A 14957-nucleotide genomic window follows, 5' to 3' on the forward strand; every position below is an offset into this window, starting at 1 on the left:
TATTATGTATTATAAGAGCTGGGCTTATCTTTTGGATAAGCCTTTTCTTATGGCTTATAAACGGAAAACAAACAACATTATCAGAATTGAATAATATCCACTAAGCTACTATTATCAAGATCGATTCCATAGAATTTACTATATGCACTGGGTACAATGGTGTATATTGAACCGTCATAAAGATAGCGTAAAGCTTTGCTTTCGCTCAGCTTTTTGAAATCATTCTCGTACACATTCACCGTGTACTGTTGCGCCTTTTTTAACAAGACTGATAGCTTTTCTATACCATATGGCCGATTTAAATCAGCAATTATCTCTTCACCGACTTTATCATATGGAACGATGATGGACTTTGTATTCTGATCTATCACGAAAAATTGTTCCGCTGCATAACTATGTGCCGCTTGCAGTAAGGTTACCTTACTTCTATTCTCTTTTGATTTGCTGATGTATTCGTTCATAAACGGACAACCCAGTAAAACATTCACCATTGTTGTATTCATATTCCCACCTACAATTTGAAGTGGATAGTCCAGCAACGATTCGATTTCATTATAATATTTTTCGAAATATAACTTTATGACTTCTGGAGACAACAAATCTACTTTATTCTCACCTTGTTCGTTCGCTAAATCAATCAGTTTTTGTCGGGTAACCTTTTGTCCTTTCTCTATTTCTGATAAGTTACCTAATTTTTCATCCCCATAATCAATAATATAGACATTCCCTATTTTCTTTTCTCCATTTCTATTGCAACGACCCGCCGCTTGAGCGATTGAGTCTATTCCCGCAAGTGATCTAATGACACATTCAAAACTAACATCAACCCCAGCCTCAATCAATTGAGTGCTCACACATATAACTTTTTTCCCATCATCCAAATCATTCCTAACCTTTTCCAAAACATCCATTCTGTGTTTTGCACACATTGATGTGCTTAGATGATACACAGTTGCACCTACATTTGATGTATCTAGCTCTGCATATAATTCCTTTGCAACTCTTTTTGTGTTCAAGATGATGAGCAGGCTCTGATTCATATCCATGATATTCCCTACAAAAAATTTCAAATCCTCTCTACTCATCTTACCGTCCTTAACCTTATCGATTATTTCAGTTCTTTTGAAAGCTTTCACCACATCAGGTAAATTCTCCACAATTTCATTTTTTACGTGAATTTTTCGCTTGATAGTTTCTAAACTAGGTTGCGTAGCTGTGCACAGTAAAACTGAGCTATTTCCCATTTTATCCAAAAAATTTACTGATTCTGTGAATAAAGAGAGGCATTTTGAAGGAACTTTTTGCACCTCGTCAAAAATGATGACGGCATTCGTCAAATTATGTAATCGTCTTGTGTATCTGTTTCCTTTGGCATAAAAGGCGTTCAGATATTGGACCATAGTGGTAAAAATAATCGGTGCATCCCAGTTGTCTGTTGCTAGACGAATTTTTTCAGTTTTATTTACCAATATTTCATCCAATTCTTCAGACAATTCATTCTCAGTTTGTGGACCGAAGTCGACATTGGTATGATGCTCAATAATATTTATGTCATCGTCTAAAATTTCTTTAACCAACTTTGCATTCTGATCGATAATAGAAGTATAAGGAATCACATATATGATTCTTTCCTTGTTGTGTTTGAGCGCGTGCTTTAGTGCGTATCTTAGACTTGCCAGCGTTTTCCCGCCTCCTGTAGGGATAGAGAGCGAATAGATTCCGCTCTCATTCTCAGAACATTTCTCGCACTGATTAGACATCTCCATTCGCAGCTTGTTGATTTCAGATTTCGACTTGGGACTTTTCTGCAGTTCAATTAAATGGTCATTTAATTTCGTTTCATATAATTGGAACAATTCATGGTTACTTATTTTTTGTTCGTTGATTTCATCTTCAAAATGACGGGTATTTGTCCTATCTGCATCCACTAGCGCACTGAATATAAACGTCGTCAAATAATACAAACTTGTTCGCAATGTAGTTGGTTCCGATTGTGAAATGTACTCGCTTAGTTCGACCAATGCTTTGTTTACATAATTTGAAAACGATTCCTCATCCATTACTTTTTCATAAAAGTAACCGCTAAATTCATCATACTTTGAGTAGACTTCTCTTTTCCCTTCCTTACTCACTCGTTCCAAATATTTTGATTCTAAAGAAGGATTATTGAAGTCTTTCAAAAAACCATGATGGGAAATGATAGCATTACCTACCAATTCAGCAAGGATTTTTTCGTTTCTAGAAGAATCTTTCTTATGGAGTAATTCATACAGAAACATTCCTCCTGCAGTAGAATGATCCACGCTGCCTCTCTTTGGAGGATTATCTGGATTTTCTGAAGCAGTTTTGATGTAAGTTGAAAATTCTTGGGTAAATTTTCCTAAATCGTGCAGCAAACCGGCTAAACCCGTAATATGACTCACTTTAGCTTCTTTGCCATACGATTCTGCTAAATTCTTCACTTCTAACAGATGCTGTTCAACTGTCTGAATTTTTTTATCATTCCTTCTAATATGCGCAATTGATTCCATTTGATAGCCACCAATCTATATATAGTAGATTTTCTGCCGATTATTTTCTCAATTATAAATATTTCGAAAGTTCGTTGCTTAATATTTATGCATTAATAATATATTTATTTTCTTTTGATTACAAACATTATTTAATCGAAAATTCTAATCAAATCATAGTTTCGGTACTTGCTGCTCGCATTTTCGGTTTTATCCGCATACAAAAGGCCTGCTTCAGATAGTGACTTCAACCCTTTTCTAGCTGTTACGGTTGGAATACTCAAATTTTCCGCAACGCGTTCTGCAATGGTGTAAGGATCAGAAAAGGTATACAACCAAATTTCCCTCTTAGCTTCTGCAGTGCCCTGTATCAGACCTTTTTCCGCTAACTCTTCTGCTGCTTTCAATTTGTAGAGGAGCTTGTCAGTCACCCTACCACATGCTTGAATAAAAAATTTAATCCATGCATACCAATCCGTATTCTGCCATATTTATCACAAAAGAGCCTCCAAGAATGGACGTAATATTTTATCAACCTTAAGGATTTTTGCATAACCCATTAATCTAGAGAGATTCTTATCTTTCCGTTTCATGTATCTTTTTAATGCAGTCAATTGTACATCCTTATCCGCTTTATGGCGGGAATTGTATATATCGCAAATGGTTTTTTCAACATCGTACACTCGGATGATATTTCCGGAGGGACTCCGCATCTCGCTAATGCCGAGAGTGTATCGTTCAGGCACAGCATAAGAGGAAATAACGCCAGACTCAGTGAGTCGTTTATTGTTGTATCCCTGTGGAAATGTCATGTGATAATCAAATGGCGTTACATCCGTCAAGTCATGTAAAAACAGGGCTGTTTCGTACGAAAAGATCCCTTTATTAAAACGGATTTGCAGAAATTGAAATTCGTCAGTGAATTCGTCAGCCTGCACATACATACCATGACCAACTTTTTCGATTTTTCCACTTTTTTTAATATATCGCTTAAATTGTTCAGGATGGATCCCCTGCGCAGTCAAATCTTTCACATGAAATATTCCACTTTGTTCGTTTACGACATCTTTAACTGCCTCATCAATCTGTTTATTTCCAATTTTTGGATTTAGTCGTTTTGAATCCCCGCTACTGTTTCTTTTTTTTGATTTTGAATTTCCATCTTTCATGAGCAGCACTCCTCGGTGAACTTCATACTATAAACAATACACTTATATAGTTTTATATTCAAATTATTGAACTCGCTTTCTACCAGCATTTACATCTCTTAATTCCGCTCATATCATTTCCCCGCCCCATCTAAAAGTGCTACACTTTAGATGACTTGAATAGCTCTTAACACTTCCACAATGGTAACCTCTAAATTAATCGAATCACGCGCCATCATAGGAAAAGAGGATGAATTATGGATACAATCAGCAATTATGTAGATTCCGTCCTCGCACAGTTACCAACCACTCCCGAAGTCTTAGACCAAAAGAACGCCATGCTAACAAAAATGCAGGATAAGTACCAACAACTGAAATCTGAAGGCAAAAGCGAGCACGAGGCCATCAGTAGCGCCATAGCAGCTTATGGCAATATCGATGACTTCTCTCCCGCATCCACAGCGACAGTTTCTGCTGCACCTGCAGAAACTCTCCAAAATGAAGTTTTCCTTTCTTCCTAAGAAGTCGACGAGTACATCGATCATCGCCATCATTTTGCCTGGGCGATGGCTACAGGTGTTTTCTTGTGCATCATGGGGCCGGCTAGCCTGTTTCTCGGCCAGTACCTTTCCGGATACCGAGGTGGTCAAGGAGGCCGCACGAATGAATTTTTGGATATCTTGACGCTTGTACCACTATTCATCCTTGTCGCAGCCGGCGTCGCGCTGTTCATCCTTTATGGCATGAAGGAGCAGCAATTTGAGTTGGAGGAGAAACGGGTCCAGCTCGATGCCGCAACCTACGCCAGGCTGAAAGCTGAACACAAAGCCTTCCGGCCGCGGTTGGCCGTTGCTGTCGCGATTGGGGTAGCACTCTGCATCCTAGCGCCGGTCTCTATGCTGCTTTCCGTCGTCCTGCTCGGAGAGGATAATGGCCTGTCGCTTGTGTTCCTGCTCAGCTTCATCGCAATCGGCGTCTTTCTGTTCGTCTTCTATGGCCTGCAGGACAAAACCTACGAGAAACTGCTGTCGATCGGCGAGTTCGCAAAGGATAAGGCCGAGAAGAACAAAGTCATCGGCATCGTCGCGGGTGTCGTCTTCCCGCTTGCCGCTGCAATATATTTGATTGCAGGCTTCGTCTATTACGCTTGGGCGAGCGCCTGGATCATCTTCCCGATTGTCGGTATCCTCTTCGGAATCTTCGCGACTGTCTACAACGGCTACACGGATCTGAAGAAGAAAAAGTAAAACACTGGAAACTACCGAAAATAGTGTACATAAAAAATAATGGGGTTGGCTCATTGAGTTAGATGAGCCAGCCCCATTATTTTTTCGTGCCTAAAGAAGTTTAGTGTCGGGTGTTAATCCGGCTACGAACGATGAACAGTCGACAGTTGCGGAATCTCTCGGTTGTTCGCGATGCAATCGATCCGGAACTCCCGACAGTTGGGCCTTCTCTCGTATTTCCATCCCACAATAGATTATTCCCCGGTGTTTTCATCCATAATCTCAATATTCGTACGGATCAGCTCCTCGATCTTGCCGCTGTCTTCCATTTCGTCAAGGATGTCATTCACTTCCTCCAGAAAATCCGCGCTGTCTTTCGCGACAGCGATGGCTGATTCGTTCGGCGTGCTCGAGACATCGGAGTCGGCGATTTCAAGGCCTTCGTTCTCTTCGACGTATCGCCTCGCAACAGTCTCCACCATCAGCACAGCATCAACCTTGCCGGTCACCAAGTACAGGATGGCCGTGTTCAATTTCGGTACGGACTGAATTTCAGCATTCGGGAAAGTTTCCAGCAAGTACGTTTCCTGGATCGTCGCCTTTTGCGTCGCCAGGCTGGCCTTCTTCAGGTCGTCTTCCGATCGGATATCCTTTGCGTCCTCCGATTTGATCACAAGAGCGTCCTTTTGGGTATAGTAGACGTCCGTGAAATCGACGCTTTGTTTTCTTTCTTCCGTTGGGTTCATGCCGGCGATGATCATATCGATCTTGCCTGTGGACAATGCCGGAATCAGGCCGTCGAAATCCATGTCTTTGACTTCCAGTTCGACCCCGAGTTCATCCGCGATGGCTTGAGCGATATCGATATCGAAGCCGATGATTTTGTCCTCTCCGTCTTGCACAAGATGCCACTCATACGGGGGATAATCGGCACAGGTTCCGACGACCAATTTTCCGCTGTCTTTGATTTCCTGCAATGCGCCGTCTGCCTCAGCAGCAGCGCTGTTCGCTGTCCCGATCGTAATTCCACATGCTGCCAAAGCCAAAAGGCTCATCGTTCCCAAAACCATTTTCATAAACCCTTTTTTCAATCCTGATTCCTCCGCATTCATTGACTATAAAAAAAAGGATGCCCTTTTCAGAGCATCCTTGCACTTTTATTGGTATGTTAATTTTTATTCTGCTGTATTGTCTGTTACGATTTGATCGTTAAGTTGGTATAACTCTTCGATTTTGCCGCTTTCTTTCATTTCATTTACGATATTGTTGACTGTTTCCAGGAAGTCGCCGCCGTTTTTCGCAACTGCGATAGCTGCTGCATTTGGCGTGCTGTTGATATCAAAGTTGGCAACCATCAAATCATCATTTTGTGCAATGAATTGTTTCGCAACGGTATCCACCATCATTACGGCATCCACTTTTCCGGTCGTCAAGGACATGATTGCTGTGTTCCATTTCGGTACGGATTGGATTTCAGCGTCTGGGAAAGCTTCCAGTAGATACGTTTCTTGGACTGTCGCTTTTTGCGTAGCCAATTTAGCTGTCTTCAAGCTGTCTTCTGAAGTGAACTTATCAGCATCTTCTTTTCTGATCACGACAATGTCTGTTTGCGTATAGTAGACATCCGTGAAATCAACGCTTTGTTTTCTTTCTTCAGTGGCGTTCATTCCAGCGATGATTATATCGATTTTACCGGTCGTCAACGCTGGGATCAGTCCGTCGAAGTCCATATCTTTGACTTCCAACTCAACGCCTAATTCATCAGCGATTGCTTGGGCGATGTCGATGTCGAATCCGATGATTTCATCTTTTCCGTCTTTAATCAGGTGCCACTCGTATGGAGGATAATCCGCAGATGTACCCATTACCAATTTGCCGCTGTCCTTGATTTCCTGCAATTTATCAGTTGTTGTTGTAGCTGCTGAATCTATTGCGGAGCTGTCCGCTGTCTCGCTTGTATTGCCGCATGCCGCCAAAGCAAGAATGCTCATTGCACCCAAAGCTAATTTCAATAACCCTTTTTTCATCCTAACCCCTCCAAATATGTTTTTTATTTTATAGGACTTTCGATAAGAAATCCTTTGTCCGCTCACTTTTTGGATGATTGAAAATCTCATCCGGTGTTCCTTGTTCCATCACCTGACCGTCATCCATGAAAAGGATGCGATCGCCTACTTCTTTCGCAAAGCCCATTTCGTGGGTCACGACTACCATCGTCATGCCTTCCATCGCAAGGTCTTTCATTACCTGCAATACTTCGCCGACCATTTCCGGGTCAAGCGCGGATGTCGGTTCATCGAACAGCATCATATCCGGTTCCATCGCCAAAGCGCGCGCGATCGCAATCCGTTGTTTCTGTCCGCCCGACAAGGATTGTGGATAGACATCGGCTTTTTCGGACATGCCCATGCGCGTCAACAGTTTTCTGGCGATCGCTTCGGCTTTATCTTTTGGTACTTTCTTGACTTGTTGCGGTCCGATCATGATGTTGTCCAATACCGTCAGATGCGGAAAAAGATTGAAACCTTGGAAAACCATACCCATTTTGGTGCGGATGGAATCGATGTCCACACCTTTTTTGTTGATTTCCTGGCCTTCGAAGATCACTTTCCCGGATGTCGGTTCTTCCAACAGATTCATGCAACGCAGAAACGTGCTTTTGCCGGATCCGGACGGGCCGATGATAACGACCACTTCACCCGAGTTGATTTGTTCATCTATGCCTTTCAGGACTTGTTTGTCCCCGAAAGATTTCGTAAGTTTTTCTGTTTTAATCACTTTGTTTCAACCTCATTTCCAGAATGTCCACTAATTTAGAGACGATTGATGTCATGATGAAGTACATCACGGCAGCGACCACTAGCGGGCCGAATGGCAAGAATGTCGCACCGCGGACCGTATTGGCGGCGAACATCAAGTCGCGTAAGCCCAACACAGAAACGATGGATGTTTCTTTGATCAGCGTCACGAATTCGTTACCCAAAGCAGGAAGGATATTCTTGATGGCTTGTGGATAAATGATTTTTTGCATCGCCATTGATTTGCTCATTCCGATCGAACGGGCGGCTTCCATCTGGCCTTTATCGACTGCTTGGATTCCGGAACGGATGATTTCGGCGATGTAGGCTGCCGAGTTCAATGATACCGCGATGACACCGGACAAGAAGTCAGGCAATTCGATATTGATGACGTACAGGCCGTAATAAATGATGAATAATTGCACCAAAAGTGGTGTGCCCCGCACAATTTGGATGTACCCATTCGCTAATATGCTGAGGAACTTGTTGGGCGACATTTTCATCAATGCCAATCCCGTCCCCAAGATGACGCCCAGTACAATCGCACTGATCGAAAGGCCAATCGTGTAACCCGCGCCTTGGAAATAGATCGGCAGATAGGTCTCAAAGAAAGTCAAATCCATTTGTATATAATCCCCTTTTTTATGTTTTTGCTGGTGGTGCTTTGGGTACTAAAAAACCGCCCCTTGTATTGCTACAAGAGACGGGTCAATGTTTGATTCCGCGGTACCACTCTAGTTGATCTGTTGTAAACAACAAATCCACCTCGATTAAATTAACGCATAAAGTGCGTAAAAGGCTACTCAACGTTCACCTTTTCGTCATCCGAAGTGCGCTTCAATTTGATATTTTACTGCTGGGCTTCCACTCTGTCCCGGCTCGCTGGAGAAAATATTCAAATCTACTCTCTTCATCACTGACTTTGTTCTATTCAGTTGTGGTATGAAATCATAATATAAGATTTGAAAAGAACTGTCAACAAAAAAACTATCATTGGATTTTCATCTGACCCTTTTTTTTCTGTGAAAAGACGCGACAACTCGATTCTTTTCTCATTTTTTAGATACAATTTATGCCTCTTCCACGATTTGCTGCACGCGTCCGACCTGGTCGCCTTCAACCAGCATAACTTTGATCCCGTGCGGATGATTGGGGCTGTTCGTCAACAGCCGTTTCACATGCCCTCTTGTCAATTTCCCGGTGCGTTGGTCTTTCTTCAAGACGATATCGACCAAAGCGCCGATTTTGATGTTTTTTCTGAGTTTTCCGTCCATATTTTCCTCTTTCTTAAGCAAGCTCTTTGCTCAGTGTGATGATGTGATCGACCGCTTCGTCCAAATAGTGGATCGTGTCCTGCAGCGCCTGATCCGTTTTGATGTCCACGCCTGCTAAGGCTGCAGCTTCAGCGGCTTCCAATTTATCGCCCAGCGCCAGGAATTCCAACCAATCGGCCACCGCGCCCTCTTCTTCCGCTTTGACACGCAGGAAGGCTTGCGTCGCGATCGTCAGGCCGGCTGAATAGGTATAGGAATACAGGCCCATATAGTAATGGATCTGGCGCATCCATGTCAGCTCGGCTCCGGCGTTGATTTCCACAGCATCACCCCAGAATCGCTCCAGCACGCTGCGTTTGATTTCGCTTAATTTGCCGGCATCGAAGCTCTTGCCCGCGTCGATCAAGTCGTAGGCTTCCCTTTGATAGGCTGCTTCCAGCAAGTGCGTGACAAAATTGTGGAAATAAGTGTCGGAAAGCATCTTCGTCAAAGCGAAGCGCTGCATGCGCGCATCCGTGCTCTTGCGTGCCAATGATTCCGTCAAAAGCAGTTCATTGAATGTGGATGGGCCTTCGATCAGGTACAACGATGGCTCCGAACCGAGGATGCTGTTGTTTTCGTTCGACAAGATCATCTGTCCGGCATGGCCCAATTCATGGATCAGCGTATAGACGTCCGAAAGTTGGTTCGCCCATGACATCAGGATGTAAGGGTGCGTGCCATATGGGCTGGTGCAGAATCCGCCTGTTGATTTGCCGATGTTCTGCGCAAAATCGATCCAACGCTCCGGATAGGCTTGCATGATTCGGTCGGTATAGTCCTTGCCCAATACGGCTATGGCGTCCTCCACCATCACTTGCGATTCTTCAATCGACACTTGCGGCGAATATTCCGGATCGAGCGCAATCTTCAGGTCGGCGTAGGTCATTTTGTCCAGTCCGCGGATTTCTTTCAGATGGGTGATGTATTTCTGCATGACCGGCGCTAGGTCGTTCATGATTGTGTCGATTTGGCGATCGTACAGGTCGCGCGTCACTTCCTGCCCATAGAGCAGATAGTCGATCACGGAATCGAAACCGCGCATCGTCGCCAGCGTCTTTTCCTTCTGCAGCTGGGTATAATAGGCAGTCGCGACCACGTTCTCGTAATCGCTGAGGACAGCCGAGAATTTGTCGAAAGCGGCACGACGGATTGCCGTATCGTCATGATACATGTAGTAATCTTCATAGAGCACGAAGCTCAGCGGATATTCCTTTCCGTCGGCCGTAAAAGTGCCGAAGTCCATATCGCCAAGGCGGGCCTGCTCATAGATGGCGCTAGGTGCATCCAAGGTCGGCGCCAACTGGGCCAATGCCTTTTCGACTTCGGGCGCCAGCTGGATGCTTTTGTTTTTCTTGATGTGGCGGATATAGGAAGCGAAACGCGCTTCTTCCGAAACGACCTGATCGAGGACAGCGGCGGCGCAGCCGATCAGTTCCGATTCGAAGAATGTCAGCTGAGCGCTGATGTCCGCCATCGCATTCGCAGTTTGTCGGGACAATTCAACGTTATCCGGATCGGTCAAGTCGGTCGCTTCCGGCATCATCGCATAGTGATCCGCCAAGGTCGCGGTTTCGATGAGCCTTTCGTATTCCTTGATTGCGGCAAGGATCGTTTTGGCGTCCGTTAGTTTACCTTCGTACGTCGTTGCGAATGCCGTAGTCGCTTCCTTAAGTCCATTCAAAGCAGTCTCGAAGTCTGCTCTTGTTTTATAGAGTGCGGTCACATCCCAAGTCAATGTCTCAGGGACGTCCGCGCGGTTTTTCAGTTGTTCTTGTGTCATGATTTTGGCTCCTTTAATCGTGCTATTCGACGAATGTCGAATGGAATGCTTCTATTATATCAAAAAAATGCTGCCGGCGTCGGGTATCGCGCTTGCCCTCAGCTTTCCTCCGGTGAGCGCCCTTCTCATCGGAGGTGGGGTTCCGGTAATTTGCTCTGCTCCTGTGAGCGAATGTTGGCCGGAGCTGGACGTGAAATCGCAGGCTGTCCTCCGTCGAGCGATGGTTCGTCGGAGGTGCAGACTTTGCGCTCGCCTCAGCTCCGGCGAGGAGGACCCCGCCGGAGAACTGGTGTTGGCGCCCTTTCCTCCGGTGAGCGCTCTTCTCAACGGAGGTGGGGTTCCGGTAATTTGCTCTGCTCCTGTGAGCGAATGCTGGCCGGAGCTGGACGCAAAATCGCAGGCTGTCCTCCGTCGAGCGATGGTTCGTCGGAGGTGCAGACTTTGCGCTCGCCTCAGCTCCGGCGAGGAAAGCCCCACCGGGGTTGGACTCGCTCAAAATATCCGGCGCTGCATGAACCTTCCGCGGCCAAGCAAAAGCCCCCGCTAGCGAGGGCTTGATGCCTTCGCCCGCGAAGGCCGCTAATCAGTTCTCTTAGTATGTTGCTTCGATGGCTTGGACCTGGTCGTAAAGGTATTGGTTCGTCGGAGCAGGCAATCCGTATTTTTTTGCTCTTTTCAGTATGGTGCCTGCAAACAACTCGACCTCTGAAGGCCGTTTCGCAATGCCATCCTGTCGCATCGATGGCATTCCCAACGGTGTCAGTCCGTCGATGATCGTCAAATCGTTCTCCAGATCGGTTTCCGTCAGGTTGACACCTTCCTTCTGGGCGATCGGCAAGACTTCGCGCATGGCGGCGATCATCAGGTCGCGGATTGGTCCCTCTTTGTGGATGTCGCGGAAAGTGCCTTCCTTCACCATCAGCACTTGATTCACGCCGACATTCAGCATGAATTTCGCCCACATGCGGTGGAGGATATCCGCTTCAACAACGTGCGGCAAACCTGTTTCTTCGAAGAACGCTGCCACCGCATCCAAACGCGTCTGTTTTTCGGGAGCATCGATGCCGATGCGCAGTTCGCCGATATGGACAGACTTCACATCGTTGCCGGTGCGCAGTGCGTCCATCCCTTGGGCTACGCAGTGGACGATCTTCTCATCGCCAAAAGCCGCGCCGATGACTTCTTCGCTGGAAATGCCGTTCAGGACCGAAATGATCGTCGTATCCGGACCGACTTGGTTGCGGGCTGTTTCGATCGCGTCATCCAATTGGGTTCCTTTTACGGCTAAAATGACAAGGTCTGCAGGTTCCAGACTGGCATCTTTTTCGTCGACGTATTGGAAATCACAGGGCTCCCCGTTGAAGGAAATGCCTTGTTCCTGATAGCGCGCCATCCGCTCTTTGTTGACGACGATGCGCACGCGATCCTTTCCGATGGCTTTCGTGAAATGGTTTCCGTATAGGATTCCTAAAGCGCCCAATCCGATGATGGCTACAGTTTCAATCTTCATTCTCTCACGCCTCTTTCCGAAAAAAATCTTAAAAAAATTTCTCTATTCAGCTGGTTTGTATTTGCGCAGCTGTTCGATCAGATATGGCAAGTCCGTCTCGAATTGGACGCCATAGTGCAGTTCGCGTCCGCTTTTCAACGTGCGCTCAATCACCTTGTTGTTGTAGTGGACGGCCGTTTCGGTGGCTACGGTCAGTGGGAGGTTTTGGAAAAGCAAACCGCCAACCACACTTGTGAACAAGTCTCCTGCGCCGTCATAGTGGCCGGGAAAATGTTTCGCGAAGGTATACTGCGCTTCAGGTTCGTCTTGGCTGATGCAGACGGCCCCTACTTTTTCCATTTCGAGGGAGACCCCCGTCAAGATGACGCTCTTCGGATTCAGCACCCGCAAATCAGCCAATAATTCCGCAACATCGGCTTCCTTATATGGCTTCTTCAACATTTGGCGTTTGGTCAAAAAGCAGGCTTCGGTCACGTTTGGCGTGATCACGGTCGCTTCATTGCAGAGTGCCGCCATTTCATCCACATATTCCAGCGTGAATCCCGGATAGAGCACGCCTTGATCGCCCATCGCCGGATCAAGAATGATGTGGGCATCTTCGGCCGCAAATGTATGAATAATATCGCGTACGATGTTGATTTGCTGGCGCGAACCCAGATATCCGATCAGGATGCCATCAAACTTGATGCCCAAAGACTGCCAATGCTGCAGGATGCCGCCCATTTCCTGGGTCAGATCCAAAAAGGTATAGCCTTCAAATTCTTTACCCGTATGGGTGGACAACAGTGCTGTCGGCAGGATGCTCACCCAATTGTCCAGGCAGCTCACTACAGGCACCGCCACGTTCATCGAAATGCGACAACTGGCGGAAATATCTTGGATAATCAATACCCTCGGTTGACTCAAATGCTTCACCCCTTCACTTTAAAAACTCAATTATTCCCATTCTATCATCTTTTCATTGGATTTTCTGATTTTTCCATCATTTTGGAAATTATTGTGAAAACGATGAGAAAAAGAGTGCAAACTTCTGCATAAGGGCTATAATAAAAAATAATGCTTGGAGGAGAGTTGCATGAAGACCGAAAAAAATAGTACTTACAGATTGGTTATTTTGGCCTTATTTATAGCATTTACCGTCGTCATGACCTTATTGTTCAGCATCCCGATCCCTTTTGGCTACGTTAACTTGGGAGACATGGTGCTCCTGTTGGCCGGTCTGTCCTTCGGAAGCAGCGCGGGCTTTATCGTCGGTTCACTCGGCAGCATGTTGGCTGACCTGTTCGCCGGTTATGCCTTCTATGCGCCGATTACCTTTGTCGTGAAAGGTTTGGAAGGATTCTTTGCCGGCTGGTTGTTCCAGAAAATGGATCACAAGAAGCCGTTGGTTGCCACGGTGATCGCCGGTGTGTGGATGGCGATCGGATACGCCATCGGGGACACGATCCTATTCAGTTTTGGTGCCGCGATTGCTTCCTTCCCGTTGAACATCGCGCAGGGCCTCGTGGGGGCTTTCTTGTCCACCCTCTTGTACCGTTGGTTGAATCCTTATATTGCGAAGAAATTGAAATAACGAATGTGCGCCCACTCCGTATGGTTAGCGGAGTGGGCGTTCTTTGTGCATCTATGCTGCTCAAAACAGCAGCGCAGCCAACAGCGGGATCGTGAACACCGACAGCAACGTCGAAATGAAGACGTAGCGCGTTGAAAAGGCTGTGTTGCCACCGTACTGCATCGACAATGCCACCGCCATCGCCGGGCCAGGCATGGCCGAAATGATGACGAGAATCCCCAGCATAGTCGGATTCGTCAGGATGCCCTTCGTAGCCCACCAGAGGAACAACGGAATCACGATCATGCGGTAGAACGCAAACAGATAGATTTTCCATTCCTTGAAGGCACCTAGGATATCGATGTCGGCCAATGACGCGCCGATGATGATCATCGCCAATGGGGACGTGATATTCCCGATGCTGGTGGCGGTGTCCATCACCAACGCCGGCAATTTAACGTCGAACAGGAACACGAACACCGCAAACAGCGAAGCGAGGTTGCCGGGATTCAGGAGAATCGCTTTCCAGCTCGCCCGCGACTTTTTCGAGCCTTTCGCAATCAGGAAGACTCCCAAAGAGTAGATCAACAGGTTGTTCGGGATGCCGTAGAGCGAGGCATAAAAAAGGGCGCCGGTGCCGAAAATAGCCTGCACGACCGGCAATCCCATGAAACCATTGTTCGTGAAGATGGTCAGGAACTCGATGATCCCTTCCGTTTCCTTATCCGCGCGGAACAGTTTCGGACTGAACTTGGCCAATCCGACCGTGAAAAGATACATCAGGGTAGCGGTCAACAAGACGAAGAGCGTGTCCGACTTCGTACCTACCTCGCCTGCACCTTCCACCGATGCGATCACAAGCGCCGGCACCGTGACATAGGTGATCAATGCTGCAAAATTGGCGTTCGCGTGCTTGTCGAAAACTTTCATGACCGTCGCGAGATAGCCTACAAACATGATCATCACCAGCATGATCATCCTACTAAATACAACACTAACATCCAAAATTCTTGTTCCTCCTCTGCCGACCATCCATTTATATATCCAAATTCTAACATAGTTCTGCGTTGAAATATTATTTTCCATTACGTTTCAGGATTCTTCCTGTGCCGCACAG

At 46.2% G+C, this 14957-nt stretch carries 15 protein-coding genes and 1 other annotated feature; of the genes, 3 read left to right on the forward strand and 12 right to left on the reverse strand.

Features of this window, described 5'->3' with window-relative positions; all coding sequences use genetic code 11:
* Positions 1-80: 80 nt before the first annotated feature.
* From TES5_RS00960 to TES5_RS00970, 3 genes are all read right to left on the reverse strand, one after another.
* The gene (locus TES5_RS00960; protein ID WP_068558817.1) at positions 81-2531 is read right to left on the reverse strand and encodes a CRISPR-associated helicase/endonuclease Cas3; all 2451 of its coding nucleotides are present in this window, start codon (positions 2529-2531) and stop codon (positions 81-83) included.
* A gap of 131 nt (positions 2532-2662) precedes the next feature.
* On the reverse strand, positions 2663-2917 hold the full coding sequence (locus TES5_RS00965) for a hypothetical protein (protein ID WP_143148173.1): 255 nt from the start codon (positions 2915-2917) through the stop codon (positions 2663-2665).
* 87 nt (positions 2918-3004) lie between these two features.
* Positions 3005-3679 carry a type IV toxin-antitoxin system AbiEi family antitoxin domain-containing protein gene (locus TES5_RS00970; protein ID WP_083546358.1) on the reverse strand — a complete coding sequence of 225 codons (675 nt, stop codon included), beginning with the start codon at positions 3677-3679 and terminating at the stop codon, positions 3005-3007.
* A gap of 236 nt (positions 3680-3915) precedes the next feature.
* Here TES5_RS00970 and TES5_RS00975 point away from each other — a divergent pair, with 236 nt between their 5' ends.
* Together TES5_RS00975 and TES5_RS00980 are read left to right on the forward strand one after the other, a co-directional pair.
* A complete protein-coding gene (locus TES5_RS00975) occupies positions 3916-4179 on the forward strand; it encodes a hypothetical protein (RefSeq protein WP_068558821.1) in 264 nt (87 codons plus the stop codon).
* A gap of 45 nt (positions 4180-4224) precedes the next feature.
* A complete protein-coding gene (locus tag TES5_RS00980; RefSeq protein ID WP_143148172.1) occupies positions 4225-4905 on the forward strand; it encodes a hypothetical protein in 681 nt (226 codons plus the stop codon).
* 233 nt (positions 4906-5138) lie between these two features.
* Here the strand turns inward: TES5_RS00980 and TES5_RS00985 are convergent, their stop codons facing one another.
* The 8 genes from TES5_RS00985 to TES5_RS01020 form a co-directional block, all read right to left on the reverse strand.
* Positions 5139-5975, reverse strand: a complete 837-nt coding sequence (locus tag TES5_RS00985) for a transporter substrate-binding domain-containing protein (protein WP_178137774.1) — start codon at positions 5973-5975, stop codon at positions 5139-5141.
* Between the two features lie 84 nt (positions 5976-6059).
* Entirely contained in the window at positions 6060-6911 is an 852-nt protein-coding gene (locus TES5_RS00990) for a transporter substrate-binding domain-containing protein (protein ID WP_068558826.1), read from the reverse strand.
* Positions 6912-6939: 28 nt separating this feature from the next.
* On the reverse strand, positions 6940-7662 hold the full coding sequence (locus TES5_RS00995; RefSeq protein ID WP_068558828.1) for an amino acid ABC transporter ATP-binding protein: 723 nt from the start codon (positions 7660-7662) through the stop codon (positions 6940-6942).
* Complete coding sequence (locus TES5_RS01000; RefSeq protein ID WP_068558831.1) at positions 7655-8305, reverse strand: amino acid ABC transporter permease; 651 nt, start codon at positions 8303-8305, stop codon at positions 7655-7657. The genes TES5_RS00995 and TES5_RS01000 overlap by 8 nt, the downstream gene beginning before the upstream one ends.
* A gap of 73 nt (positions 8306-8378) precedes the next feature.
* Positions 8379-8608, reverse strand: a binding site (T-box leader).
* Between the two features lie 144 nt (positions 8609-8752).
* Positions 8753-8956, reverse strand: a complete 204-nt coding sequence (locus TES5_RS01005) for a YwbE family protein (protein ID WP_068558832.1) — start codon at positions 8954-8956, stop codon at positions 8753-8755.
* Positions 8957-8969: 13 nt separating this feature from the next.
* A complete protein-coding gene (pepF, locus tag TES5_RS01010; protein ID WP_068558834.1) occupies positions 8970-10778 on the reverse strand; it encodes an oligoendopeptidase F in 1809 nt (602 codons plus the stop codon).
* Positions 10779-11370: 592 nt separating this feature from the next.
* Entirely contained in the window at positions 11371-12288 is a 918-nt protein-coding gene (locus tag TES5_RS01015) for a ketopantoate reductase family protein (RefSeq protein ID WP_068558836.1), read from the reverse strand.
* Positions 12289-12330: 42 nt separating this feature from the next.
* Positions 12331-13194, reverse strand: coding sequence for a pyridoxamine kinase (locus TES5_RS01020; protein WP_072763666.1), 864 nt, complete (start codon positions 13192-13194; stop codon positions 12331-12333).
* Between the two features lie 169 nt (positions 13195-13363).
* Between TES5_RS01020 and TES5_RS01025 the strand changes: the two genes are divergently transcribed.
* Positions 13364-13861, forward strand: coding sequence for an ECF transporter S component (locus TES5_RS01025; protein WP_068558837.1), 498 nt, complete (start codon positions 13364-13366; stop codon positions 13859-13861).
* A 60-nt stretch (positions 13862-13921) separates the two neighbouring features.
* Here the strand turns inward: TES5_RS01025 and TES5_RS01030 are convergent, their stop codons facing one another.
* On the reverse strand, positions 13922-14845 hold the full coding sequence (locus TES5_RS01030) for an AEC family transporter (RefSeq protein ID WP_178137773.1): 924 nt from the start codon (positions 14843-14845) through the stop codon (positions 13922-13924).
* Positions 14846-14957: the final 112 nt, after the last annotated feature.

It is taken from the genome of Trichococcus sp. ES5 (genome assembly GCF_900067165.1).
In the GTDB taxonomy this organism is placed as follows: domain Bacteria; phylum Bacillota; class Bacilli; order Lactobacillales; family Aerococcaceae; genus Trichococcus; species Trichococcus flocculiformis.

Bases quoted from the DNA above. Each gene is read 5' to 3' on its own strand.
- TES5_RS00975 (WP_068558821.1), top strand. From the start codon at position 3,916: ATGGATACAATCAGCAATTATGTAGATTCCGTCCTCGCACAGTTACCA.
- pepF (WP_068558834.1), bottom strand. From the start codon at position 10,778: ATGACACAAGAACAACTGAAAAACCGCGCGGACGTCCCTGAGACATTG.
- TES5_RS00960 (WP_068558817.1), bottom strand. From the start codon at position 2,531: ATGGAATCAATTGCGCATATTAGAAGGAATGATAAAAAAATTCAGACA.
- TES5_RS00990 (WP_068558826.1), bottom strand. From the start codon at position 6,911: ATGAAAAAAGGGTTATTGAAATTAGCTTTGGGTGCAATGAGCATTCTT.
- TES5_RS01025 (WP_068558837.1), top strand. From the start codon at position 13,364: ATGAAGACCGAAAAAAATAGTACTTACAGATTGGTTATTTTGGCCTTA.
- TES5_RS01000 (WP_068558831.1), bottom strand. From the start codon at position 8,305: ATGGATTTGACTTTCTTTGAGACCTATCTGCCGATCTATTTCCAAGGC.
- TES5_RS00970 (WP_083546358.1), bottom strand. From the start codon at position 3,679: ATGAAAGATGGAAATTCAAAATCAAAAAAAAGAAACAGTAGCGGGGAT.
- TES5_RS01005 (WP_068558832.1), bottom strand. From the start codon at position 8,956: ATGGACGGAAAACTCAGAAAAAACATCAAAATCGGCGCTTTGGTCGAT.
- TES5_RS01015 (WP_068558836.1), bottom strand. From the start codon at position 12,288: ATGAAGATTGAAACTGTAGCCATCATCGGATTGGGCGCTTTAGGAATC.
- TES5_RS00980 (WP_143148172.1), top strand. From the start codon at position 4,225: ATGGCTACAGGTGTTTTCTTGTGCATCATGGGGCCGGCTAGCCTGTTT.